Genomic DNA, 22,670 nt, shown 5'->3' with positions numbered 1-22,670 from the left:
GAGATCCGTATGACGACACGGGCCCTGGTCCGCGCCACCGACTGGGACAACGACCGCATCCGCGCGAGCCTGCGCGCCTCAGTGGTCAGCGCCGAGGGAGCGCTGGACGGCCGCGTGCTGAGGCTCACCGAGGAGCCCCTGATGAGGCGCGCCGACGACGGCACGCTGCTGCAGTCGCTGCGCGTCGAACCCGTCAACGGGGCGCCCGTGCCACGTGAGTTGGAGGTGCGCACGGAGTCGGGCACCGCGCTGCGCGCCGAGCGCGTCCCCGGGCCCGGCCGCGCCGTGCGGCTGCTCCTGCCCGCCGTCACCGCGCCCACCCGCGTCACCGTCGCCCTGCCCGGCGGCGCCGAGGGCATCGGCGTACCCCTGACACCGCAGCGCCAGTGGACGATCCACCTAGTGCACCACTCGCACCTCGACATCGGGTACACCGACCCGCAGGGACTCGTCCTGAACGAGCACCTGTCGTTCCTCGACTCCTGCCTGGAGCTGACGCGGGCCACCGACGACTGGCCCGCCGAGTCACGGTTCCGTTGGTGCGTCGAGTCGCTGTGGTCCTTCAAGCAGTGGGCGCGGTCCCGTCCCGCCGAGCAGGTCGACGAGCTGATACGCCGGGTGGGGGAGGGGCGCATCGAGCTGACGGCACTGCCGTTCAACCTGCACACCGAGACCTGCTCCACGGACGAGCTGCACGAACTCCTGCGCCTGGCCCACGACATCCGCGACCGCTACGGCGTGCGCTTCACCTCCGCGATGCAGACCGACGTGCCCGGCGCGGTGGTGGGCCTCGTCGACGCCCTCGCCGGGGCGGGCGTCAGCTATCTGTCCGTCGCCCACAACTGGGCGGGCCGCTCGGTGCCGCACCTGGTCGGCGGCGAGAAGCTGCCCCGCCTCTTCCGGTGGCGCGCGCCCAGCGGCAACAGCGTCCTGGTGTGGATGACCGACACCCCGCACGGACTCGCCTACATGGAAGGCCCGCTCCTCGGCTTCGACACCGCCTACGCGGACGTCGACGACCTGCTGCCCGCCTATCTGACGTCCCTGGCGAGCCACCCCTACCCCTACCGTGGCGGCGTCTTCGGCTGGGCCATGGACCAGGAGGACATCAAACGCGAGCCCTACCCCTGGGACGTCCTGCACCTGCGCGTCCAGGGCAAGTTCGGCGACAACGCGCCGCCGCGCCGCGTCATCGCCGACACCGTGCGGCGGTGGAACGAGACCTGGGCCCACCCGCGCCTGCGGCTCTCCCGCAACGAGGACTTCTTCCTGGACGCCGAGGCCAGGCTCGGCGACGAGATCGCCACCTTCGAGGGCGACTGGACCGACTGGTGGGTCGACGGGGTGGGCGCGGGGGCACAGCCCCTGTCCCTGGCCCGCACCGCCCAGTCCGTGGTCGCCGACGCCCAGACCATCGGCGCGTTCGCGTCCCTCCTCGACGCCACGGGGGCCGAGGACGACACGCGGGACGCCGCCGGGGTCTACGAAGCGGTGTCGCTCTTCGACGAGCACACCTGGGGCGCCGGCGACCCGTGGACCCACGGCGACGAGGGCGGACACAGCGGCGAGCAGCAGTGGCACTGGAAGTACGGGCAGGCGCTGCGCGCCCACGACGACGGCACGTCGCTCCTGCACCGGGCGAGCGCCCGGCTCGGCCAGCGGCTCGCCGCCGCGCCGGGCGCCCTCGCCACGTACCACGTCGTCAACACCTGCTCCTGGCCGCGGACCGACGTCGTACGGATCTTCCTGCCGGAGAGCAGCGTGCCGTCGGCCCAGGCTGTGGCCGTTCGGGACGGCCGCAGCGGCCGGCGGCTCGCGCACGAGGAGCGGGCGCAGACCAACGACGACCACCGGGACGCCGGGCGGTTCCTCGTGGTGCGGATCGACGAGGTGCCGCCCGCCGGCTCCGTACGCGTCGACATCACCGCCGCCGGCACCGACGCGTACGGAGCCGGCGGGACCACCGCAGTCACGGCGGCCACCGGCTGGAACCCCACCGGCACCGCCGAACGCGAGAACCCCGCCGACACGGCCGCACAGGCACTCGCCCACCCCGACCCGACGCTCCTGGAGAACGAACACCTCGCCGTCCGCGTCGACCTCGCGCACGCCTGTGTCGCCTCGGTCATCGACAAGTCGACCGGCCGCGAACTCGTCCGCACCGACCCCGTCGTCGGCTTCAACGGCTACTTCCACGACAGCTACACCACCGCCGGGGGCTTCAACCACAACTCCAGCCGCACCACCGCGTCCGACCGCCTGGAACACCTCGGCACCCGGGCGGTCGCCCCGCCCGCCGCGCTGATCGCCCGGCACTCCACGGCGACCGCCGAGATCCTCACCTACGAGACCCGCCCGGCGGGCGCCAACCGGCTGCGCACCACGCTGACCCTGCCGCGAGGTGTGCCGCGGCTCGACATCGAGAACCGCCTCGACAAGGACCGCACCCTGGACAAGGAGAGCGCCTACTTCGCGTTCCCCTTCGCCTTCGACGACCCCGTCGTCCGCATGGAGGCGTCCGGCGGCGTCACCGGCACCGGCCTTCCGGTGGTGCCGGGATCCGCGCGCCACATGCGGGCCGTGCGCCGCTGGGTGACCCTCGCCGACGACGGGTGCGCGGTCGCCTGGTCCTCGCAGGACGCGCCGCTCGTCCAGTTCGGCAACGTCGCGCTGCCGTACGCGCCGTTCCCGAGGACGATGGGCCACGACGAGCCCGCCACCGTCTTCTCCTGGATCCACAACAACCTGTGGGACACCAACTTCCCGAGCCGGCAGGGCTTCGAGTTCACGTTCCGCTACAGCCTCGCGTGCGCGCCCACCGCCGACGGGCTCGGGCCGCGCACGGCCGCCGCGTTCAGCCGCCCGCTGCGTGCGGTCCGGGCGCGGGGCCCGGTCGCCTCCGGTGCGGCGACGCACGCCTTCGTCGAGGTGGACGACCCGCGGGTGCGTCTCGTGGGCGTGACGGTGCCGCGGCCCGGTGAGCTGCTGCTGCGTCTGCAGTCGTTCGCGCACGAGGCGGTGGACTGCCGCGTCCTGACCCGCTTCCCGGTGGCCGCCGCGTACCGGGCGGACTTCCTCGGCACGAAGGGCGCCGCACTCGACCCCGTGGACCGTGCGGACGGCGCGGGCGCCGTGACGACGCTCGCCGTCCCGCCCCTCGCCACGGCTGCCCTGCTCCTCGTACGTCCCTGAACCCCCCCGAAGTACCCCCAGCCCCCGAACCACCGCGCGCCCCCGCACGAAGCACCGCGGGAACGACCGCACGAAGGAGAACGCGTGTACCGGCTCGACCCGCGTTACGGCCCGGCACCGGGGGCCGTGATGGCCGCCGGATGGCGCGCCGTGGCCGCACACCTGCCCGAGGGCCCGTCGACGGTCGCCGTCGACGGGCCGCCGTCCGTCGACTTCCACCGGCTCGTCGCCCGCCTCACCGCCGAACTCGCCGCCACCGGCGTGCGTGTGGCCACCCTCGACGTGACCGCGCACCACGCCCCGCCCGACGAGGTGCGCCGCCGCACCGACGACGGCACCGGCGACCCCTACTTCGGCGCCCTCGCCGACAACCCCCTGACCGACCTCTTCGACGCCCTGCCGTGGCCGGAGCCGCCCACCGAAGGACTGTTGCTCGTGCACGGCCCCGGCGCCGCCCTCGTCCCGCACGACCGGCTCTGGTACGCGGACGTGCCCAAGCGGCACGCCGAGGCCGCCGTCGCCGCGGGCCACGGTCACCACCTCGGGCTCCCCGGCGAACCGGCCGACCTCAGACGCCTCTTCTACATCGACTGGCCCATGCTCGACCGCCACCGCGACGCCCTCGCCCGGCGCGTCGACGCCTGGCTCGACACCCAGGACCCGGAGCACCCCGTGTACCTCGACGGGCCCGGCCTGCGCGCGACGCTCCGTGACCTGGCCCGGCGCCCCGTGCGCACCCGCCCGTACTTCAACTCGACGCCGTGGGGCGGACACTGGGCCCAGCGCGTCCTCGGCTTCGACCCCGGCGCCCGCAACACCGCCCTCGGCTACGAACTCATCGCGCCCGAGGCGGGCGTCCTCGTCGGCACCGGCCCCGCTCTCCAGGCCGAGATCCCCTTCCAGCTCCTGTGCGTCCTGCACCCCCACCCAATGCTTGGACCCGACGTGCACGCCCGCTTCGGCACCTCCTTCCCGATCCGCTTCGACTACCTGGACACCGTCGACGGCGGGAACCTGTCCGTGCACTGCCACCCCCGCGAGCGGTACATGCGCGAACGGTTCGGCTGGCCCTACACCCAGCACGAGACGTACTACGTGACCCGCGGCGGCCCCGGCGGCCGCGTCTTCCTCGGGCTGCGCGAGGACGCCGACGTCGAGCTGTTCCGCAAGGAGATCGAGGAGGCCGCCCACGACGGCGTGCCGATGGACCCCGAGGACCACATCCTGAGCTTCCCCGCCGAACAGGGACGCCTCTTCATGATCCCCGCGGGCACCCCGCACGCCAGTGGCGCGGGGAACGTCGTCCTGGAGATCAGCGCCACCCCCTACCTCTACAGCCTGCGCTTCTACGACTGGCTGCGCCCCGACGCCGACGGCAACCCCCGCCAACTCCCCTACGAGCACGGCCTCGCGAACCTCGACACCGACCGCCGCGGCGATTCCGTCGCCCGCGACCTCGTCCAGGAACCCCGCAGGCTGCGCTCCGGCGACGGCTGGTACGAGGACGTCATCGGCGCGCTCCCGGAGATGTTCTACGAAGTGCGGCGCTACGCCCTGGACGCGGGCGCCGTCGCCGACGACGACACCGCGGGCCGCTTCCACGTCCTGAACGTCGTGGCGGGCGAGGGCGTGGAGATCCGGACGGCGGCGGGCGACGTGCACCCGCTCGCGTACGCGGAGACGCTCACCGTGCCCGCGGCCGTCGGCGCGTACTGGATCGCGGTGCGCGGCGGGGCGGCGCAGGTGGTGAAGGCGCTGGTGCGGCCCCTTGCGGCGGCCGCGCACGCGGGCCGCCCGGGCCTGTCGCGCCGGGACGCGGGCCGCTGATGCGGGCCGTCCTGGAGATCGGCGGCACCCATGTCACCGCGGCCCTCGTCGACCCCGGGCGGGCGCGCGTGCTGCGTCGGGCGCACCGCGACCTCGACCCGCGCGGCACCGCCGAACACGTCCTCGGCGCGGTGGTGCGCTGCGCCACCCAGGTCGACGCGCCCGCCGCCGCGCTGTGGGGCGTCGCCGTGCCCGGCCCCTTCGACTACGACAAGGGCATCGCGCGCTTCGAGGGCGTGGGCAAGTTCGACGACCTGTACGGCGTCGACGTGGGGTCGGTGCTGCTCGACGGCGTGTGGCCGCGCCCCCGCGGCGCCGTGTTCCTCAACGACGCCCACGCCTTCGCCCTCGGCGAGTGGTCGGCCGGGGCGGCGCGCGGGCACCGGCGCTGCGTGGGCGTCACCCTCGGCACGGGCGTGGGTTCGGCGTTCCTCGTGGACGGGCGGGTGGTCCACGAGGGCCCGGGGGTGCCGCCGCTCGGCCGCATCGACCTGGTGACCGCGCACGGGCGGCCCCTGGAGGAGTCGGTGTCGCGCCGGGCCCTCCTCGCCCGCTACGGCGACCGCCGCGCGGAGTTGCACGACATCGCCCTGCGGGCCCGCGCGGGCGAGGCGCGCGCGGGCCGCGTCCTGCACGAGGCCCTCACCACGCTCGGCACCGTACTCGCCCCGTACGTAAGGGACTTCGGGGCCACGGCAGTCGTGGTGGGCGGGGGCCTCGCCCGGTCCTGGGACCTCGTCGGGCCCGCGCTGCGCGGCGCGTTGGGGGACACGCCGGTCACCGTCGGCGCGGGCGCGCTGGGTGCGGACGCGGGACTCGTGGGGGCCGGGGTGTACGCGAAGACGGGGTGAGGGCGAGGCCGCGGGGGTACGGAAGGACCGAGCCGTCGCAGCGTGCGAGGAGCGCGCCGCCGGGGGCCCGGCAGGAACGAGAGGAACGCGAGCCCCATGCCCGCACCACGAGACCCCGGGGCCGGGCAGCCCCCCACCCTCCGCGACGTCGCCGAGCGCGCCGGGGTCAGCGCGATGACGGCGTCCCGGGTGCTGCGCGACGACCCGCGCGTGCTGCCCGCGACCCGCGACCGCGTCCGCGCGGCGGCGGCCGCCCTCGGCTACCGGCCCAACGAGGTGGCCCGCAGCCTCCGCCTCGGCCGCGGCACGGGCCTGGTCGGCCTGGTCGTCACCAACCTCGCCAACCCCTTCTACTCGCGCCTCGCCCTCGGCGTCGACTCCGTCGTCGCGGCCGACGGCCTGAAGACGGTCATCGGCAACACAGGACAGGACCTGGACGCCGAACGGGACCTGGTGGCCGACCTGGTGGCCCGGCGCGTCGACGGCATCATCGCCGTGCCCGCGGGCTCCGACCAGCGCCACCTCGCCGCGGCGGCGGCCGAGGGCGTCCCCGTGGTCCTCGCCAGCCGCCCGCCCGAGGGCTTCGACGCCGACTGCGTCCTCGTCGACGACTTCGGCGGCGCCCGCGCGGCGACCGCCCGCCTGCTGGCCCGCGGCCACCGGCGCGTGGGCTTCCTCGGCTCACCTCCCGCCGTGTACACGGGCACCGAGCGGCTGCGCGGCTACCACGCCGCCCTCGCGGACGCCGGCCTGCCCGCCCGCCCCGGCCTCGTCCGCCAGGGCCAGACCGAACCGGCCGAGGCGGAGCGCGCCGCCGCCGAACTCCTCGCCCTGCCCGAGCCGCCGACCGCGCTGTTCTGCTCCAACAACCGCAACACCATAGGAGCCTTCCGGGCCCTGCGGGCCACCGGCGCGGACACCGCCCTCGCGGGTTTCGACGACTTCGAACTCGCCGACGCGCTGGGTCTGCCGCTCACCCTCGTCACGTACGACAGCGACGAGCTGGGGTGCGCGGCGGGGCGCCTCCTCATGGAGCGGATACGGGAGCGGAAGGGCGGGGGAGCGGGCACGTACCGGCGCTTGGTGCTGCCCACCGGCCTGGTCCAGTACGGGAGTTGAGGGCGTGGGAGGCCGGGCCTCAGAAGGTGAAGCGCGGCGCCGAGCGGGTCAGCACCGCCGACGTGGTCTCGACGCCCCAGACCGCGCGCAGCTCCGCCGTGAGGGCGTCCATCAGCTTCGCCACGTCCGCCGGGGCCGACTCGTGCAGCGCCTCCACGACGATCAGGACGTCCGACGTGGTGTCACGGACCGCCGAGTAGCCGCTCTGCCGGTTGGTCCAGCGCCTGGCGTGGGCCCGCCGGGCACCGTCGGCGAAGATCACCTCACCGGGGTCGGGGTGCTCCTCCGCACCGCCGAACGTCTCGTAGACCTCGTCGCCGTCGGCGTACCGGACTTCGAGGTCACCGGAGACGAGGGGGACGTCGAAGACGCCGACCGGGATGCCGTACGCGAGGGACGCGGCGTTGCAGAGGTCGATCAGGGGGTGGATGCGGGGCAGGGAGCCCTCCTTGCGGAAGCGGCGCAGGAGGGACTCGGACGCGCAGCGGTACTGCGTCGGCTTGAGGCCCATCGCGGCGAAGGCGCGCCGCCAGGCCTGCACCTCGGGCAGGCCGCTCTCCTGGGTGCCGGCGAGCCGCTCGGCCGCCGCCGCGCCGAGCGCGGCGACGGGACGGTCGACCGACACGTCGGCGGTGATGCCCCGGGTGAGGATCACCCCGGGGACCAGCTGGGGGAAGTCCTGCCAGAGGTCGCTCGCATGCTGGAAGTGCACGGTGTTTCCGTTCGGGAGGGGGCGAGATGGGGTGAGGGGGAGGTGGGACAGGGGGGGGCGGGGGAGGTGGGGCGACGGGGGCGTGTCAGAGGAAGGCGAGCTTGAGGCCGAGTGCCGCGAACGCGGTCGCGAAGACGCGCCGCACCCACGCCATGACCCGGGGCCGCCCGATCACGTGGTCGCGCACCGCCGCGGCGAACACCCCGTACAGGGCGAACACCACGAGCGTCACCAGCATGAAGACGGCGCTGAGTTCGGCCATGCGCAGCAAGGTATGGGGCTCGTCCTTGTCGACGAACTGCGGCAGGAAGGCGACGAAGAACATGGTCACCTTGGGGTTGAGCAGATTGAGCAGGACGGCCGAGACGATGACGTCGCCGACCGAGCGCGGCGCGTCGTCCCGCTCCGCCGCCAGGTCGCTCGTGTCGCGCAGGGTCTTCCACGCCATGAAGAGCAGATACGCCACACCCAGGTACTTGAGCGTCTGGAACGCCAGGGTGCTGGTGTGCAGCACCGCGGCGACACCCGTGAGCGCCGCCAGCATGTGCGGCACGATCCCGACGGTGCACGCCACCGCCGCGACGAGACCGGCCCGGGTGCCCCGGGAGAGACCGGCCGCGATGGTGAACAGCACGCCGGTGCCGGGTGTCACGGTCAGGACGATCGTGGTGAGCAGGAACTCCATGGCTTGACTCTGCCGTCACAATGGATCCATGAACAGGTCCAATGGATCTCCCTCCGACAGGTCCATAACGGGGTCCGGCGCGACCGTGGCCGCCTCCGACTTCCTGCAGCTGAACCCGGCCGACGCACCCCGGGGCGGGATGTCGGACTGGCTGGCCCGGCAGATCCGGCGGGCCGTGGCCGAGGGCCTGCTGCCGCCCGGGAGCAGGCTGCCCGCCACCCGCGTCCTCGCCGACGAGCTGGGCGTCTCGCGGGGCGTGGTGACCGAGGCGTACCGGCGGCTCACGGAGGACGGGCACGTCGAGGGGCGGGGGCGGGCCGGGACCGTGGTCCTGGCGGCGCCGCTGGTGCGCCCGCCGGAGGACGACCCTGTGGAGCGTGAGCACGGGGGGCGCGGCCAGGCGGGGCGTGGCCCGGTGGGGCGCCGGGCGGTGGGGCGGCGGGCGGAGGAGCGTGGGACGGGGAAGCGCCCGACGGGGGAGTGGCGGGCCGCTGCGCTCCGGGCGGAGGAAGGTGACGGCACGTCGGAGGAGCGCGCTCTGTTCGGCGACCCCCTCGACACCGGCGTCTTCGACGCGCTGCGCGCCGCGCCCGCCCGCGTCGACCTCTCGCCGGGCCTGCCGGACCTCGCCGCGTTCCCCCGCGCGGCCTGGCTGCGCGCCGAGCGTGCGGTGCTCGCCGGACTCGTGCCGGCCGACTTCGGCTACGGCGACCCGCGCGGCACCCCGGCGCTGCGCCGCGCCGTCGCCCGCTGGCTCGCCCTGAACCGGGGAATCGCCGCCGACCCGGACGAGGTCCTGATCGTCGCGGGCACCGCCCAGGCGCTCGGCCTGCTCGCCCTGGTCCTCAAGGACGAGGGCGTCACGCGCGTCGCCCTGGAGGACCCCAGCTCTCTGGGCATCCGGCAGCACCTGCGCAACTCCGGGCTCGCGTCGCCGCCCGTGCCCGTGGACGAGCAGGGCGTCCGCGTCGACGCGCTGCGCGCCACCGGGGCCCGCGTCGCGCTGCTCACCCCCGCCCACCAGTTCCCGACCGGCGTCGTCCTCGACGGCGTCCGGCGCCGTGAACTCGCGGACTGGGCCCGGGACGGCGGCCTGATCATCGAGGACGACTACGACGCCGAGCACCGCTACGACCGCCCGCCCGTGCCCGCGCTGCGCTCCACCCTCGCCGACCACGTCGCGTACGCGGGCAGCGTCTCCAAGCTCCTCGCGCCCGCCCTGCGCGTGGGCTGGCTGCTCGCACCGCGCCGCTACCGGGACGCCCTCGTCGACGCCAAGCGCTTCGCCGACCTCGGCAACGCGGCCCTGCCCCAACTGGTCCTCGCCCACCTCATGGAGTCCGGTGAACTGGAGCGCCACCTGCGGTTCCTGCGCCGACGTCACCGCGGCCGGCGGGACGCCATGATCGCGGCTCTCGCGGACCGGCTGCCCGCAGCCGTCGTGCACGGCGCCGCCGCGGGCCTGCACCTGACGGTCACCCTGGAGCCCGGCTGCGACGACGTCGCCCTCGCCGCGACCGCCCTGGAGCACGGCGTCAAGGTGCAGCCCCTGTCCTGGCACGCGCAGCGCCCGGGGCGCCCGGGCCTGGTCCTCGGCTACGCGGCGAGCACACCGTCGGACATTCGGGAGGGAGTCTCGGTCCTCGAGGGCCTGCTCCGGTGAGCGCGACGACCTCTCTTTCGCGGGAGGCATTGACGAACCGTCACCCCGCTTCTACCTTCGACGCGTCCAGTCGTACGTCATATATGAGACGCCGTACGTGAGAGCCGATGAGACGCCGTGCGTGAAAGCCGGGAGGCCGGTATGACCTCCGTCCGAGAGGCAGGTACGACCACCGTGCCCGTCCCGATCCCCTCCCGCACCCAGTTCGTGCAGGAGGCGATCAAACACCGCATCCTCACCGGGCAGTTGACGCCGGGGCAGCCCCTGGTGGAGACCGAGCTCGCCGAGTCGTTCGGGGTGTCCAAGACGCCGGTGCGCGAGGCGCTCAAGACGCTGGCCGGGACCGGGCTCGTCGTGATGAACCAGTACAAGGGCGTCACGGTGCGCACGGTGGACGCGGACATGGCCCGTGAGGTCTACGACGTACGGCTGCTCCTCGAACCGGAGGCGCTGCGGCGCACGGTGCGTGCCGGGGCGTCCCTGGACGCCGCGGGCGAGGCGCTGGCCCGCGCCGACGCGGCCGCCGACACCGCCGAACGCTCCCTGGCCAACCGGGAGTTCCACCGCGCCCTGTATCTGCCGTGCGGCAACCCGCTGCTCGGGCGGATGCTCGACGAGGTCCGAGACCAGGCCGCGCTGGTGTCGGCCGTCGCCTGGGCCGCGGCGCCGTCCTGGCGGCGGGAGGCCACCGAGCACCGCGAGATCCTCCGGCTCGCCCTGGCGGGCGACGGCGAGGGCGCGGCGAGCGCCCTGCACGCGCACATCGCGTCGTTCGTGGAGCGGGCCTTCCCCCGGGACGGGGCGGACGACGGGCGGCGGTGACGTCAGGCCGCCCGGGTGTGGTGGTCGAGGAGGCGGGTGAGCAGTTGTGTGAACTGCTCGCGTTCGGCCGGGCTCAGAGGTGCGAGCAGTTCGTCGTGGAGGGCGTCCAGGACCTGGTCCAGGCGGCGCAGTCGGCGGCGGCCCCGGTCGGAGATGGTGATGAGGTTGCGGCGCCGGTCGTCGGGGTCGGGCGTCCGCTCGACGAGGTCGCGCCCGGCCAGCTCATTGAGGACGCCGACCATGTCACTGCGGTAGATGCCGGTGCGTCGGCTCAGGGTCGCCTGGCTGCCGGGGCCGAGATCCTGGAGTGAGGCGAGCACGGCGTAGTGCCACTTGCGGGCGTCGGCCCGGGCCGCGAGGCCTTCGTTGATCAGCCGGTCCGACCGCACGGTCAGCTGCGACAGGAGTCGGCTGGTCCGGCGGCGCAGCCGGTCGGGTGTCCTGAGCCCGCCGTCGTCGGGCATGCCGACGGCTTGAGCCCGGGCCCGGGCTGGAGGTTGAGCTGCGGCTCGGCCTTCGGCTGCGGTCATGACGCCTCTCCATTGCGTTAGTCCGACTAACGATATACGTTCACTCGCGCCGCCATCGTTAGTGCGACTAACGCTGGTCGGCGCATCCGAGGAAGGAAGATCCGCCATTCCCACCAAGACGCTCCAGATACCCACCCCTGACGGCCCGGCCGACGCGTTCGCCGCGTTCCCCGACGACGGCGAGCGGCACCCGGGGGTGCTGGTGTACTCGGATGCCTTCGGGCTGCGGCCCGTCCTGAAGGAGATGGCCCGCGAGCTGGCGGGCCACGGCTACTACGTGCTCGTCCCGAACCTCCACCACCGTCACGGCCCGGCCCCGGTCGTCGAACTCCCCGACCACATCGACGAAGACGCTCGGCCCGCGGTCATCGCCCGGCTCATGCCCCTGCTGGAAGCGCACACCGCCGAGCGGGCCGCGCGCGACGCCGACGCGTACCTCACCTTCCTCACCGCACAGCCCGAGGTCGGCGCCGGACCCGTCGCCGTGACCGGCTACTGCATCGGCACCCTCTTCGCGCTGCGCACCGCCGCGGCCCACCCCGACCGCGTGGCCGCCGTCGCCGGATTCCACCCCGGCCACGTCGTCACGGACACGCCCGACAGCCCGCACCGCCTCGTCCCCGGGCTCACCGCCGAGGTCCACCTGGGCCTGGCCGACGACCTGCCGCCCGAAGCCGTCAGGGAGCTCGGCGAGTCCCTGGAGGCCGCGGGCGCCCGCCACACTTCCGAGGTCTACCCCGGCACCGTCCACGGCTTCACCATGGCCGACACCGACGCTTTCGACCCCGACGGACTGCGGCGCCACTGGGACCGGCTGCTGCCCCTCCTCGACCGCACGCTGCGGGGGCAGTAGGCGACGCGGGGAGCACGGCCGCAAGGCCCCGACCGGACCTAGCGGCCGATCTTCCGCTTGTTCCAGACGTCGAACCCGACCGCCGCGAGCAGCACGAGCCCCTTGATCACCTGCTGGTAGTCCGTGCCGATGCCGACCAGCGACATGCCGTTGTTGAGGACGCCGAGGACCAGGCCGCCGATGACGGCGCCCATCACGGTGCCGACGCCGCCGCTCATCGAGGCGCCGCCGATGAACGCCGCCGCGATCGCCTCCAGTTCGAAGTTCAGGCCCGCCTGCGGGGTGCCCGCGTTGAGCCGGGCCGCGTACACACAGCCCGCGAGTGCCGCGAGGACGCCCATGTTCACGAACACCAGGAAGGTGACGCGCTGGTCCTTGACGCCGGACAGCTTGGCCGCGGCCTTGTTGCCGCCGAGCGCGTACACATGGCGGCCGACGACCGCGTTGCGCATCACGTAGCCGAGCAGGATGAGCAGGCCGCACATGATGAGCATGACGACCGGCACGCCGTGGAAGCTGGCGAGCGTCAGGGTGAAGGCGGTGACGGCGGCCGTCAGGGCCACGCACTTGGCCACCCACAGGCTCGTCGGCAGCGGATCGAGGTCGTACGCAGACTGCCGCTTGCGGTCGCGCCACTCGCGCAGGAGCAGCAGGACGACCGCGGCGAGACCCAGCACGAGCGTGGGGTTGTGGTACTGCGTGTAGGGGCCCATCTCCGGGATGAAGCCCTTGGCGATGTTCTGGAAGCCGTCGGGGAACGGCGCGATCGACTGGCCCTCCAGGACGATCTGGGTGAGCCCCCGGAACGCCAGCATCCCGGCGAGGGTGACGATGAACGACGGGATGCCGAGGTAGGCGATGAAGAAGCCCTGCCACGCACCGGCGACGGCCCCGATGACCAGGCACAGGACCAGCGCGAGCACCCACGGCATGTCGTGCTTGACCATCATCACCGCCGCCATGGCGCCGACGAAGGCGACCAACGAGCCGACGGACAGGTCGATGTGGCCCGCGATGATGACGATCATCATGCCGATGGCCAGGATGAGGATGTAGCCGTTCTGCTGGATCAGATTGGAGACGTTGTTGGGGAGCAGCAGCGTGCCGTCCGTCCAGATCTGGAAGAGGACGACGATGAAGGCGAGCGCGACGAGCATGCCGTACTGCCGCATGTTCGCGCGGGCGCTCTCCAGGAGCAGCTCACGAGCCGAACGCGCCGGGGACGTGGCCGCCGTGGAGTCCTGGGGCGGGGTGGTCGTGGTGGTCATGGCGGGCCTCAGCCTCTGTCCTTGGTCATATGGCGCATCAGCACTTCCTGGGTGGCCTCGCCGCGCGGGACCTCGCCGGTCAGGCGGCCCTCGGCCATGGTGTAGATCCGGTCGCACATGCCGAGCAGCTCGGGCAGCTCGGAGGAGATGAGCAGCACGGCCTTGCCGCGGGCGGCGAGCTGGTCGACGACGGTGTAGATCTCGTACTTCGCGCCGACGTCGATGCCGCGCGTCGGCTCGTCGAGGATCAGCACCTTGGGGTCGGCGTGGATCCACTTGCTCAGGACGACCTTCTGCTGGTTGCCGCCCGACAGCCGGCCCACCTGCTCGAAGACGGTGGGCGCCTTGATGTTCATGGTGGCGCGGTAGCGCTCGGCGACGGCCCGCTCGTGGTGCTCGTCGACGAAGCCGCGTCCGCCGGGGCCCGGTGGGCGCATACCGGGCAGCGAGGCCAGGGAGACGTTGCGGTTGATGCTGTCGATGAGGTTCAGGCCGTAGCGCCCCCGGTCCTCGGTGACGTACGCGATCCCGGCCGCCACCGCGCGCGGCACGGTCCTCGTCACCGCCTCGCGCCCGTCGACGGCGACACTGCCCGAGACGTAGATCCCGTACGAGCGCCCGAAGACGGACATGGCCAGCTCGGTGCGGCCCGCGCCCATCAGGCCCGCGATGCCGACGATCTCGCCGTGCCGCACCGTCAGCGACACGTCGTCGACGACCTTGCGCTGATGGTCGACCGGATGGCGCACCGTCCAGCCGCGCACCTCCAGGGCGATGTCGCGATGCCCCTCGAAGGGCGTGCGGTCGGGGAAGCGGTGGTCGAGGTCGCGGCCGACCATGCCGCGGATGATGCGGTCCTCGGAGAGCCGGGGCTCGGCGGCGGGGGAGTCGCGGACGGTGAGGGTCTCGATGGTCCTGCCGTCGCGAAGGACGGTCACCGCGTCCGCGATGCGGCGGATCTCGCCCAGCTTGTGGGAGATGACGATGCAGGCGATGCCCTGCCCGCGCAGCTCCAGGACGAGGTCGAGGAGCTGTGCGCTGTCCTCGTCGTTGAGCGCGGCCGTCGGCTCGTCGAGGATGAGCAGCCTCACCTCCTTGGCCAGGGCCTTGGCGATCTCGACCAGTTGCTGCTTGCCGACGCCCAGGTCGGCGACGGGCGTCTGCGGCCTGTCGCGCAGGCCCACGCGCCGCAGGAGGCGGGCCGCCTCGCGCAGGGTGGCGTCCCAGTCGATCAGGCCGCGTGCCGTGGTCCGTTCGTTGCCGAGGAAGAGGTTCTCGGCGATCGACAGATACGGCACCAGGGCCAGTTCCTGGTGGATGATGACGATCCCGTGCCGCTCGGCGGCCCGGATGTCCTTCAGGGCCACCGGCTCGCCCTCGAAGCGGACCTCGCCGTCGTAACTGCCGTGCGGGTGCACACCGCTGAGGACTTTCATGAGCGTCGACTTGCCCGCGCCGTTCTCACCGCAGATCGCGTGGATCTCCCCGCGACGCACGGTCAGGTTCACGTCGGAGAGCGCGGTGACACCGGGGAACGTCTTCGTGATGGCGCGCATCTGAAGGACGGGACCGTCCGCTTCGGTGCCCACGCGTCCGTCGGCCGTCCCGCTCACCGCAGCTGTCCCGCCGTGAAGTACCCCTCGCGCACCAGCAGACCGGTGTTCTTCCGGTCGACGCTGACGGGCTTGAGGAGGAAGGCGGGCACGGTCTTCTCGCCGTTGTCGTAGTCCGTGGTGTTGTTGACCCTCGGCTTCCTGCCATGGAGGACCGCGTCGCCCATCCGCACGGCCTGCGCGGCGAGCTTGCGGGTGTCCTTGAAGACGGTCTGGGTCTGCTCGCCGCGGATGATGGACTTCACCGACGCCAGCTCCGCGTCCTGCCCGGTGACGACCGGCAGGTCCTTGCCGGAGTAGCCCGCGCTCTTGAGGGCGGAGATGACACCGATGGAGATGCCGTCGTACGGGGAGAGGACCGCGTCGACCGTGCGGTCGCCGTAGTTCTTGCTGATCAGGTCGTCCATGCGCTTCTGCGCGGTGCCGCCGTCCCAGCGCAGCGTGGTGGCCTGGCTCATCCGCTTCTGCCCGCTGCGGACGACGAGTTGCCCGCTGTCGAGATACGGCTTCAGGACCTTCATGGCGCCGTTCCAGAAGTACTTGGTGTTGTTGTCGTCCGGGGAGCCGGCGAACAGCTCGACGTCGAACTCCTCGCCCGCGCCCTTCTCCGGCGCACCGAGGCCGAGGCGGTCGACGATGTACCGCCCCTGCAGCTCGCCGACGCGCTCGTTGTCGAACGAGGCGTAGTAGTCGACGTGCGCGGTGCCGAGGATGAGCCGGTCGTACGAGATCACGCGGATGCCCGCGTCGTGGGCCCGCGCCAGCACGTCGGTGAGCGCCGAGCCGTCGATCGCGGCGACCACGAGGAGCCGGTGCCCCTTGGTGATCATGTTCTCGAGCTGGGCGACCTGGTTCTCGACCTTGTCGTCGCCGTACTGCAGGTCGGTCTCGTACCCGGCCTTCTTGAACTGCTCGGCCATGTTCCTGCCGTCGGCGATCCAGCGCTCCGAGGCCTTGGTGGGCATGGCGAGGCCGATGGTGCCGCCCTTGCCGTCGTCGGGCCGGTAGCGGCTGCCGCCCCGGGCCTCCTGGCCGCAGGCGGTGAGGCAGACGGCGAGCAGCACGGCGCTCGCGGAGGTGAGGAGGGTGCGGGTGCGCACGGGTCAGCTCCCTTCGGGGACGGGGAAGCGGCTCAGCTCGCCGGGCAGCCGGGAGCCGAGCGGCGACATCCCGTCGGCCGCGCCGTGCCGGGCCAGCAGGTCGAGGACGAGCCGGCCCCGCCGGACCCGCTCGCGGGCGGTGGCGAGGGTGTGCTCGCGCAGCTGGGCCCCGTAGGGGTAGACGCCGGACGACTTGCTGAGCCCGAACTTGAGGTAGAGCGGGGCGCCGCGCCGGATCAGCTCGGCCGTCTCGTACATGCGGACATAGCCGCCGAGGTCGTCGGGCGCCTCGATGTACAGGTCCATCGGAGCCCGGCTGATCCGCCGGATCTCGGTGAGGTGGTCCGCGGTCAGGTCGGAGGGCACATTGAGGGAGTCGGCGCCCAGGCGCTCGTACACGGCGTACGAGGCGGGGTTGACCGGCCCCGTGAGCGCGGACAGCTTCAGCGTGGTGTCGGCGGGCAACTGGCCCGCGACCCGCAGCCGGTGCAGCGTCCACAGCACGCCCTCGTCGGCGACCAGCAGACAGCGCACCCCCAGCTCGGCGGCGCGCAGCGCGTCCTCGACGCACCCGGCGAGCGCGTCGTGGCCGCGGGCGCGGAGCCCGGCGCCGCCGGAGTCGGTGCGGGTGGAGCCGCCGATGTCCCAGGTGCCGCGCGGTCCGGTGAACAGGCACAGCTCGATGTCCCGCTCGGCGCACGCGCCGACCATCTCGGTGATCTCGTCGTCGGTGAGCATCCACACGCCGCTGCCCTGGCTGACGCGGTGCACGGGCACGTCGTGCCGCGCGCTCTCCTTGAGCACGGCGGCCAGCGCCTCCGGGCCCTCGACGGACGGGACTTCGGTACGCCACGTGCCGCCGTCGGGGAAGGCGTGCGGCGAGGCGTCGGCCGGGTCGCTGCGGGGGGCGGGGTGGCCGATGCGGGCGAGGGCGTGGGCGCCGGGGCGCCGGGGGCTGAGGTGGGCGGTCATGGAGCTCCTCCATGTGGTTCGATATTTCGGACACTGGTCGGATGTGCGGGCGGAGAAAAAGCCCGTCCGGCGATTGAGGACGAGCCCGCAGGGCGATCAGGGCGCGCGGCCCCGACGGCGCGGGTTAGGTTCCGTGAGCCGATCGCCACCACCTAGGGACGCAGAAGCACCTTCCCCACCGTCGGATCGCCGGACCCGACCAGCGCGACGGCCGCGGCGAAGCGCTCCAGCGGGAACTCGTGCGTGATGAGCGGCGCCGGGTCGAGCAGCCCGAGCCCGAACGCGCGGACCGCGTCCGACCAGGCCGCCGACGGCGCCCCGAAGACCGACCGCAGCTCCAGCTGGCTCAGCGACAGATGCACCGGGTCGATCCCCGCCGCACCCGGGGCGAACATCCCCGTGAGCACGACCCGGCCGCCCCGGCGCGCGAGCAGGCAAGAGGAGGCCGCGGTGGACGGCGCCCCCGCGGTCTCCACCACCAGGTCGAAGCGGCCGTGGAGCGCGGCCGCCTCGTCCGGCACGAGGGACGCGCTCGCGCCGAACGCGCGGGCCTGCTCCCCGCGCCCGGACCGCGGATCGACGACGATCAGCTCGGCGGGGCTCGACGCGGCGAGCAACTGCACCGCGAGCAGCCCCAGCGTGCCCGCGCCGACCACCGCGACGCGCTCCCCGGGCCGCGGCCGTCCGGCCCGCACCGCCGCGGCGATCACGGCGGCCGGTTCGAGCAGCGCCGCGGCCCGCAGGTCGGCGTCGTCCGCCAGTGGGTGCAACAGCCGTGCGGGGACGGTGAGATGGTCGGCGAACGCGCCCGGTTCGGTGAACCCGGTCTCGGCGTACCCGTCGGCGCACAGGCTGGTCTCGCCGCTCCGGCAGCGCTCGCACACCCCGCACGCCCGGAACCCCTCGGCGACGGCCTTGCGGCCCACGAGCCCCGCGGCCACACCCGCGCCGACCGCCTCGACCGTCCCGGCCCACTCGTGGCCCGGGACGACGGGATAGCGGACGTACGCGGCGTCCCGGTGGCCGTCGTACACCTCCCGGTCGCTCCCGCAGATTCCGGCGGCGGCGACCCGGATCAGGACCTCGCCGGGGCCGGGCACGGGCACCTCGCCGCGGGCCAGGCGGTGCGCGCCCGGCCGCGTCACGACGACGGAACGGCTGGGGCCCGCCGGGGGAGTGCCGGGGGTGGCGTCGGGCGCGGCGGCCTCGGCGTGCCCCGCTGTGCGCGGGCCGCTCACTTCGGCGACCTCTGCTCCCAGCCCTCGGCCCACAGGTCGAACCGGGCCCGCTGCTGCGGGAACGCGGCGGCCGCGTCCGGGTCGAACTCCACCCCGAGGCCGGGCGCGTGGGAGATCTCGAAGCAGCCCGTCTCCGGGTCGACCTCGGGCGCGCCCCGCACCACCTTCTTGATCTCCGCGTCGGCGAAGTCGTTGAAGTGCTCAAGGACCTTGAAGTTCGGGGTGCAGGCGGCGAGTTGGAGCGACGCGGCGGTGAGCACGGAACCGCCGACATTGTGCGGGGCCACCAGCACGTAGTGCGTCTCGGCGGTCGCGGCGAGCTTGCGGGTCTCCAGGATGCCGCCGATGTGGCCGAGGTCGGGCTGGATGATGTCGGCGGCCTGGGACTCGAACAGCTCGCGGAACTCGGTCCGGTCGTGGATCCGTTCACCCGTGGCGATCGGCAGCTCCACCTTGTCCGCGACCTTCTTCAGGGCCTTGAGGTTCTCCGGGGGCACCGGTTCCTCCAGCCAGGCGGGCCGGTAGGGCGCGAGCTCCCGGGCCAGGCGCACCGCGGTGGCCGGGCTGAACCGGCCGTGCATCTCCAGCATCAGCTCGACGTCCGGGCCGATCGCGTCCCGCACGGCCTCGATCAGGGACACCGCGTAGGCGCTCCGCTCGTGGTCGAGCTCGAAGTGCCCGGTCCCGAACGGGTCGATCTTCAGGGCGCGGTAGCCGCGCGCCACCACCTCCGCCGCCGCCTTGTGGTACGCCTCCGGGGTGCGCTCGGTGGTGTACCATCCGTTCGCGTACGCCGTGACCCGGTCGGTGACCTTGCCGCCGAGCAGCTGCCACACCGGGACGCCGAGCGCCTTGCCCTTGATGTCCCAGCAGGCCGTCTCGACGACGGCGATGCCGGACATCACGATCTCGCCGGCCCGCCCGTAGTCGCCGTACTTCATGCGGCGCACGAGGTCCTCGACCGCGAACGGGTCGGAACCGGCGATGTGGTTCGCCTCCGCCTCACGCAGATAGCCGACGAGCGCGTCGGTGCGGCCGAGCATGCGGGTCTCGCCGACCCCGGTGAGACCTTCGTCCGTGCGGACGACCACATAGGTCAGATTGCGCCAGGGCGTCCCGACGACATGAGTGCTGATTCCCGTGATGCGCACGGCAGTTGACCCCTGCTCTCCATCGAGTCTGTTCGAGATTTCGTCACTCGTTCGAAATGGTGGCGCGACCGTATTCAGGCCACGCGGAGGGTGTCAATGGGTCGCGCGCCGCTCGATTCCGCCGGATCATTGCCCGGTGAACTGAGGTGTGGTTAGCCTGTGTTCGTGATACCGGTCAGTGGCCGGAGTTTCGAACAACAAGGGGTGGGTGAGGGGCATGGGACGACTCGTTCCCGCGGTGACCAGGGCGCTGGACGTGCTCGAACTGTTCCTGGAGGGCGACGGGACGCTCTCGGCGCCGGACATCACCCGCAAGCTCCGACTGCCGCGCACGACCGTGCACGAGCTGGTCACCACGCTCGCGGCCCGCTCCTACCTGGTGTCCCTGCCGGACCAGCCGGGCCGCTACCGCCTCGGCGTGCGCGCCTATCAGCTCGGCAGCCGGTACGCGGAGCAGCTCGACCTCGCGGCCGAGGGCCAGCAGGTCGCCCGGGAGGTCGCCGAGACCTGCGACGAGACGGTGCACGTCGCGATCCTGGAGGACCTGGACGTCATCTACATCGCCAAGGTCGACTCCACCCACGCCGTCCGCATGGTCTCCGCGGCCGGCCGCAGGCTCCCCGCGCACTGCACCTCCGTCGGGAAGATGCTGCTCGCCTCGCTGCCGCCCGAGGAGCTCGCGCTGCGCATGGAGGAGGAGGGCGAACTCGTCGCGATGACCCACCAGAGCATCACCGACCCCGACGCGCTGCACGCCGCCCTCGCCGACATCCGCGCGCGAGGCATCGCCACCGAACACCGCGAGTCCAACCCGGACGTCAGCTGTGTCGCCGCCCCCGTCCACGACAGCACGGGCCGCGTCGTCGCCGCCCTCTCCATCTCGGTCCCCATGATCCGCTGGACCGAGACCCGCGAACCGGAACTCGCCGCCCTGGCCGCGAAGGGCGCGGCCGACCTGTCGTCCCGGCTGGGGCACCGGGACGGGGGGCGCTGAGCCTCAGCCCTGTTTGGCCGTGAAGACGCGGCCCAGCAGGGCGTGCAGTGTCGCCCGGTCCTCGTCGTCCAGTGCGTCGAGGCCCGCTGTCGTCGTGTGCATGTTGGCGCGGATCGTGTCGATGGTCTGCTCGCCCTCGGGAGTGAGGACGACGTTCTTGACGCGGCGGTCGCCGGGGCTCGGCTCGCGGCGGACCAGGGAGCGCTTCTCGAGGCGGTCCACGATGCCCGTCATGTTGGAGGCGTCGCAGGCCAGCGTCTCGGCGAGCACGCGCATCGCGGCGGGGCCGCGGCGCAGCACGGTGAGCGTCTTGGCCTGGCTCGCCGTGAGGTGCTCACGGGCGGCCGCGGCCGTGAAATCGCCGTAGTAGGCGCCTAGCGACACCGAGAGCAGCTCCATGAGCTGGCCCGTGCCGACGCGCGGGTGTCCTGGCATGTGATCCACCTTACGCCCAGAAACTTGACCATCTCAAATATTGACGTCTACCGTAAAGGCATTACTTGAAGTTCTCAAGCTTCTAGGTTCTTAAGTAGTTGGGAAAGAGTTTCCGTGTCTCACGCACAGCACACGGCCCCCGCACGGGCTTCCGGGCAGACCGCGGTCGTCCTGGTGCTCGGGCTCGCCGCCATGGTCGTCTCGATGATGCAGACGCTGGTCGTCCCGATCCTCGGGATCATCCAGAGCGAGCTGGACGCCACCACCGCCAACGTCAGCTGGGTGACCACGGCCACGCTCCTGTCCGCCGCAGTCTTCACGCCCCTCCTCGGCCGCTTCGGCGACATGCACGGCAAGAAGCCGACCCTGGTCGGCGTGCTGCTCGTGATGATCGCGGGCTCCGTGCTCGCCGCCACCACGACCTCGCTGACCTGGCTCATCGTCGGCCGCGTGATGCAGGGCGCGGCGACCGCGATCTTCCCGCTCGCCCTGTCCGTGCTGCGTGAGGAGATCAAGCCGGAGAAGCTCCACGGCGCGATGGCCCTGGTCAGCGGCACGCTCGCGTTCGGCAGCGGCCTCGCCCTCGTCGGCGCGGGGCTGCTCACACAGGGCTCCGACCCCGACTACCACCGGGTCTTCTGGCTCGCGGTCGTCCTCGCCGTGGTGGCCCTCGTCGGCGTGCTGTTCGTCGTCCCCGCCTCGCGCTCCAAGACGGGCGGCCGCACCGACTGGCTCGGCGCGCTCACCCTCGCCGCCCTCCTGGTCCTGCTGCTCCTGCCGATCTCGCAGGGCCACGAGTGGGGCTGGACGTCCGGCCGCGTGCTCGGCAGCTTCGCCGCCGCCGTCGTGATGGCGGGCGTGTGGGTCCTCACCGAGAAGAAGGTGAAGGAGCCGATGGTGGACATGGAGACGTTCACGCACCGCCCCGTCCTCTTCACCAACCTGGCGGGCCTGCTGCTCGGCTTCGCGATGTTCGCCCAGTTCATCGGCGTCTCGTCCCTGGTGCAGATGCCCGAGCAGCTGGCCGGCTACGGCTTCGGCGCCTCCGTCCTCGACGCCTCGGTCGTCTACCTCCTGCCGACCACCCTCGTCTCGCTGGTGGGCGCCCAGTTCGGCGGCGTCCTGGTCCGCCGGATCGGGGCCCGCGTCACGCTGGCCATCGGCGCCGCCTTCGGCGTGATCGGCTTCGCCTGGCTGACCCTGGCGCACGGCACCACCGCCTCGGTGATCGGCGCGGGCATGGTCGTCGGCCTGGCGATCAGCTTCGGGTACGCCGCCATGCCGGCGCTCATCGTCGCCAGCGTCCCGGCCCACCAGACCGGCATCGCCAACGGCATCAACTCCATCTCCCGCTCGGTCGGCAGTGCCATCGCGAGTGCCACGATCACCTCGCTGCTCGCGTCGAAGACCATCAAGCTCCCCGCTGGGATGCCCGCGCTGCCGGAGGAGAGCCAGTTCACGCTGAGCTTCGCCATCGCCGGAGCGGCCTTCGTCCTGGTCGCGGCCGTCTCCCTGCTCGGGCTCAAGGCGGCACACGCGCCGCGCACTCCTGTGCTGCGGAAGATGGCGGAGTCGGAGACTCCCGAGCGCGCCGGGGTCTGAACCCCCCGCGCCAGTTGCTCGTTCGTGGCGGCCGGGCCCCGCG

Annotated in this window: 19 protein-coding genes; 9 read left to right on the top strand and 10 right to left on the bottom strand. The window is 72.9% G+C overall.

Annotated elements, in window-relative coordinates:
* The first annotated feature begins 9 nt into the window (after positions 1–9).
* From AB6L24_RS01895 to AB6L24_RS01880, 4 genes are all read left to right on the top strand, one after another.
* Positions 10–3,192, top strand: coding sequence for an alpha-mannosidase (locus AB6L24_RS01895; protein ID WP_405651251.1), 3,183 nt, complete (start codon positions 10–12; stop codon positions 3,190–3,192).
* Positions 3,193–3,276: 84 nt separating this feature from the next.
* Positions 3,277–5,019, top strand: coding sequence for a class I mannose-6-phosphate isomerase (locus tag AB6L24_RS01890; protein WP_405651248.1), 1,743 nt, complete (start codon positions 3,277–3,279; stop codon positions 5,017–5,019).
* On the top strand, positions 5,019–5,870 hold the full coding sequence (locus AB6L24_RS01885) for an ROK family protein (RefSeq protein WP_405651246.1): 852 nt from the start codon (positions 5,019–5,021) through the stop codon (positions 5,868–5,870). The genes AB6L24_RS01890 and AB6L24_RS01885 overlap by 1 nt, the downstream gene beginning before the upstream one ends.
* A 96-nt stretch (positions 5,871–5,966) precedes the next feature.
* Complete coding sequence (locus AB6L24_RS01880) at positions 5,967–6,989, top strand: LacI family DNA-binding transcriptional regulator (protein WP_405651243.1); 1,023 nt, start codon at positions 5,967–5,969, stop codon at positions 6,987–6,989.
* A 19-nt stretch (positions 6,990–7,008) separates the two neighbouring features.
* Here the strand turns inward: AB6L24_RS01880 and AB6L24_RS01875 are convergent, their stop codons facing one another.
* The gene (locus AB6L24_RS01875) at positions 7,009–7,701 is read right to left on the bottom strand and encodes a B3/4 domain-containing protein (protein ID WP_405651241.1); all 693 of its coding nucleotides are present in this window, start codon (positions 7,699–7,701) and stop codon (positions 7,009–7,011) included.
* 85 nt (positions 7,702–7,786) lie between these two features.
* Complete coding sequence (locus tag AB6L24_RS01870; protein ID WP_405651239.1) at positions 7,787–8,386, bottom strand: LysE family translocator; 600 nt, start codon at positions 8,384–8,386, stop codon at positions 7,787–7,789.
* Positions 8,387–8,414: 28 nt separating this feature from the next.
* Here AB6L24_RS01870 and AB6L24_RS01865 point away from each other — a divergent pair, with 28 nt between their 5' ends.
* Positions 8,415–10,049 carry a PLP-dependent aminotransferase family protein gene (locus AB6L24_RS01865; RefSeq protein WP_405651236.1) on the top strand — a complete coding sequence of 545 codons (1,635 nt, stop codon included), beginning with the start codon at positions 8,415–8,417 and terminating at the stop codon, positions 10,047–10,049.
* Between the two features lie 141 nt (positions 10,050–10,190).
* Entirely contained in the window at positions 10,191–10,871 is a 681-nt protein-coding gene (locus AB6L24_RS01860) for a GntR family transcriptional regulator (protein WP_405651234.1), read from the top strand.
* 2 nt (positions 10,872–10,873) lie between these two features.
* Here the strand turns inward: AB6L24_RS01860 and AB6L24_RS01855 are convergent, their stop codons facing one another.
* Positions 10,874–11,335 carry a MarR family winged helix-turn-helix transcriptional regulator gene (locus AB6L24_RS01855; protein WP_405651232.1) on the bottom strand — a complete coding sequence of 154 codons (462 nt, stop codon included), beginning with the start codon at positions 11,333–11,335 and terminating at the stop codon, positions 10,874–10,876.
* A 172-nt stretch (positions 11,336–11,507) separates the two neighbouring features.
* Here AB6L24_RS01855 and AB6L24_RS01850 point away from each other — a divergent pair, with 172 nt between their 5' ends.
* A complete protein-coding gene (locus tag AB6L24_RS01850) occupies positions 11,508–12,254 on the top strand; it encodes a dienelactone hydrolase family protein (RefSeq protein WP_405657000.1) in 747 nt (248 codons plus the stop codon).
* Positions 12,255–12,292: 38 nt separating this feature from the next.
* Here the strand turns inward: AB6L24_RS01850 and mmsB are convergent, their stop codons facing one another.
* The 6 genes from mmsB to AB6L24_RS01820 form a co-directional block, all read right to left on the bottom strand.
* Positions 12,293–13,522: a multiple monosaccharide ABC transporter permease gene (mmsB, locus tag AB6L24_RS01845; protein ID WP_405651229.1), complete on the bottom strand. Its 1,230-nt coding sequence runs from the start codon at positions 13,520–13,522 to the stop codon at positions 12,293–12,295.
* An 8-nt stretch (positions 13,523–13,530) separates the two neighbouring features.
* Positions 13,531–15,078 carry a multiple monosaccharide ABC transporter ATP-binding protein gene (gene mmsA / locus AB6L24_RS01840; protein WP_405651227.1) on the bottom strand — a complete coding sequence of 516 codons (1,548 nt, stop codon included), beginning with the start codon at positions 15,076–15,078 and terminating at the stop codon, positions 13,531–13,533.
* Between the two features lie 53 nt (positions 15,079–15,131).
* The gene (chvE, locus tag AB6L24_RS01835; protein ID WP_405651224.1) at positions 15,132–16,235 is read right to left on the bottom strand and encodes a multiple monosaccharide ABC transporter substrate-binding protein; all 1,104 of its coding nucleotides are present in this window, start codon (positions 16,233–16,235) and stop codon (positions 15,132–15,134) included.
* A gap of 3 nt (positions 16,236–16,238) precedes the next feature.
* Complete coding sequence (locus AB6L24_RS01830) at positions 16,239–17,207, bottom strand: hypothetical protein (protein WP_405651222.1); 969 nt, start codon at positions 17,205–17,207, stop codon at positions 16,239–16,241.
* 152 nt (positions 17,208–17,359) lie between these two features.
* A complete protein-coding gene (locus AB6L24_RS01825; protein ID WP_405656998.1) occupies positions 17,360–18,352 on the bottom strand; it encodes a zinc-binding dehydrogenase in 993 nt (330 codons plus the stop codon).
* A gap of 89 nt (positions 18,353–18,441) precedes the next feature.
* Positions 18,442–19,596 (bottom strand): mandelate racemase/muconate lactonizing enzyme family protein, encoded by a 1,155-nt coding sequence (locus AB6L24_RS01820; RefSeq protein ID WP_405651219.1) that lies wholly within the window; start codon positions 19,594–19,596, stop codon positions 18,442–18,444.
* 217 nt (positions 19,597–19,813) lie between these two features.
* Here AB6L24_RS01820 and AB6L24_RS01815 point away from each other — a divergent pair, with 217 nt between their 5' ends.
* On the top strand, positions 19,814–20,590 hold the full coding sequence (locus AB6L24_RS01815; RefSeq protein WP_405651216.1) for an IclR family transcriptional regulator: 777 nt from the start codon (positions 19,814–19,816) through the stop codon (positions 20,588–20,590).
* 3 nt (positions 20,591–20,593) lie between these two features.
* On the opposite strand, the gene AB6L24_RS01810 is transcribed toward AB6L24_RS01815, so the two are convergent.
* Complete coding sequence (locus AB6L24_RS01810) at positions 20,594–21,025, bottom strand: MarR family winged helix-turn-helix transcriptional regulator (protein WP_405651213.1); 432 nt, start codon at positions 21,023–21,025, stop codon at positions 20,594–20,596.
* 114 nt (positions 21,026–21,139) lie between these two features.
* Here AB6L24_RS01810 and AB6L24_RS01805 point away from each other — a divergent pair, with 114 nt between their 5' ends.
* A complete protein-coding gene (locus AB6L24_RS01805; protein WP_405651210.1) occupies positions 21,140–22,627 on the top strand; it encodes an MFS transporter in 1,488 nt (495 codons plus the stop codon).
* The last annotated feature ends 43 nt before the right edge of the window (positions 22,628–22,670 follow it).

The sequence above is a fragment of the Streptomyces sp. RK9 genome (assembly GCF_045070545.1).
Taxonomy (GTDB): Bacteria; Actinomycetota; Actinomycetes; order Streptomycetales; family Streptomycetaceae; genus Streptomyces; species Streptomyces alboflavus.
This window is presented reverse-complemented; position numbering and strand designations above follow the sequence as displayed.

What these genes read in the sequence shown, in the direction of transcription:
- AB6L24_RS01895 (WP_405651251.1), top strand. Translation starts at nt 10, where the DNA reads ATGACGACACGGGCCCTGGTCCGCGCCACCGACTGGGACAACGACCGC.
- AB6L24_RS01885 (WP_405651246.1), top strand. Translation starts at nt 5,019, where the DNA reads ATGCGGGCCGTCCTGGAGATCGGCGGCACCCATGTCACCGCGGCCCTC.
- AB6L24_RS01880 (WP_405651243.1), top strand. Translation starts at nt 5,967, where the DNA reads ATGCCCGCACCACGAGACCCCGGGGCCGGGCAGCCCCCCACCCTCCGC.
- AB6L24_RS01870 (WP_405651239.1), bottom strand. Translation starts at nt 8,386, where the DNA reads ATGGAGTTCCTGCTCACCACGATCGTCCTGACCGTGACACCCGGCACC.
- AB6L24_RS01865 (WP_405651236.1), top strand. Translation starts at nt 8,415, where the DNA reads ATGAACAGGTCCAATGGATCTCCCTCCGACAGGTCCATAACGGGGTCC.
- AB6L24_RS01860 (WP_405651234.1), top strand. Translation starts at nt 10,191, where the DNA reads ATGACCTCCGTCCGAGAGGCAGGTACGACCACCGTGCCCGTCCCGATC.
- AB6L24_RS01855 (WP_405651232.1), bottom strand. Translation starts at nt 11,335, where the DNA reads ATGCCCGACGACGGCGGGCTCAGGACACCCGACCGGCTGCGCCGCCGG.
- mmsB (WP_405651229.1), bottom strand. Translation starts at nt 13,522, where the DNA reads ATGACCACCACGACCACCCCGCCCCAGGACTCCACGGCGGCCACGTCC.
- mmsA (WP_405651227.1), bottom strand. Translation starts at nt 15,078, where the DNA reads ATGCGCGCCATCACGAAGACGTTCCCCGGTGTCACCGCGCTCTCCGAC.
- AB6L24_RS01830 (WP_405651222.1), bottom strand. Translation starts at nt 17,207, where the DNA reads ATGACCGCCCACCTCAGCCCCCGGCGCCCCGGCGCCCACGCCCTCGCC.
- AB6L24_RS01815 (WP_405651216.1), top strand. Translation starts at nt 19,814, where the DNA reads ATGGGACGACTCGTTCCCGCGGTGACCAGGGCGCTGGACGTGCTCGAA.
- AB6L24_RS01810 (WP_405651213.1), bottom strand. Translation starts at nt 21,025, where the DNA reads ATGCCAGGACACCCGCGCGTCGGCACGGGCCAGCTCATGGAGCTGCTC.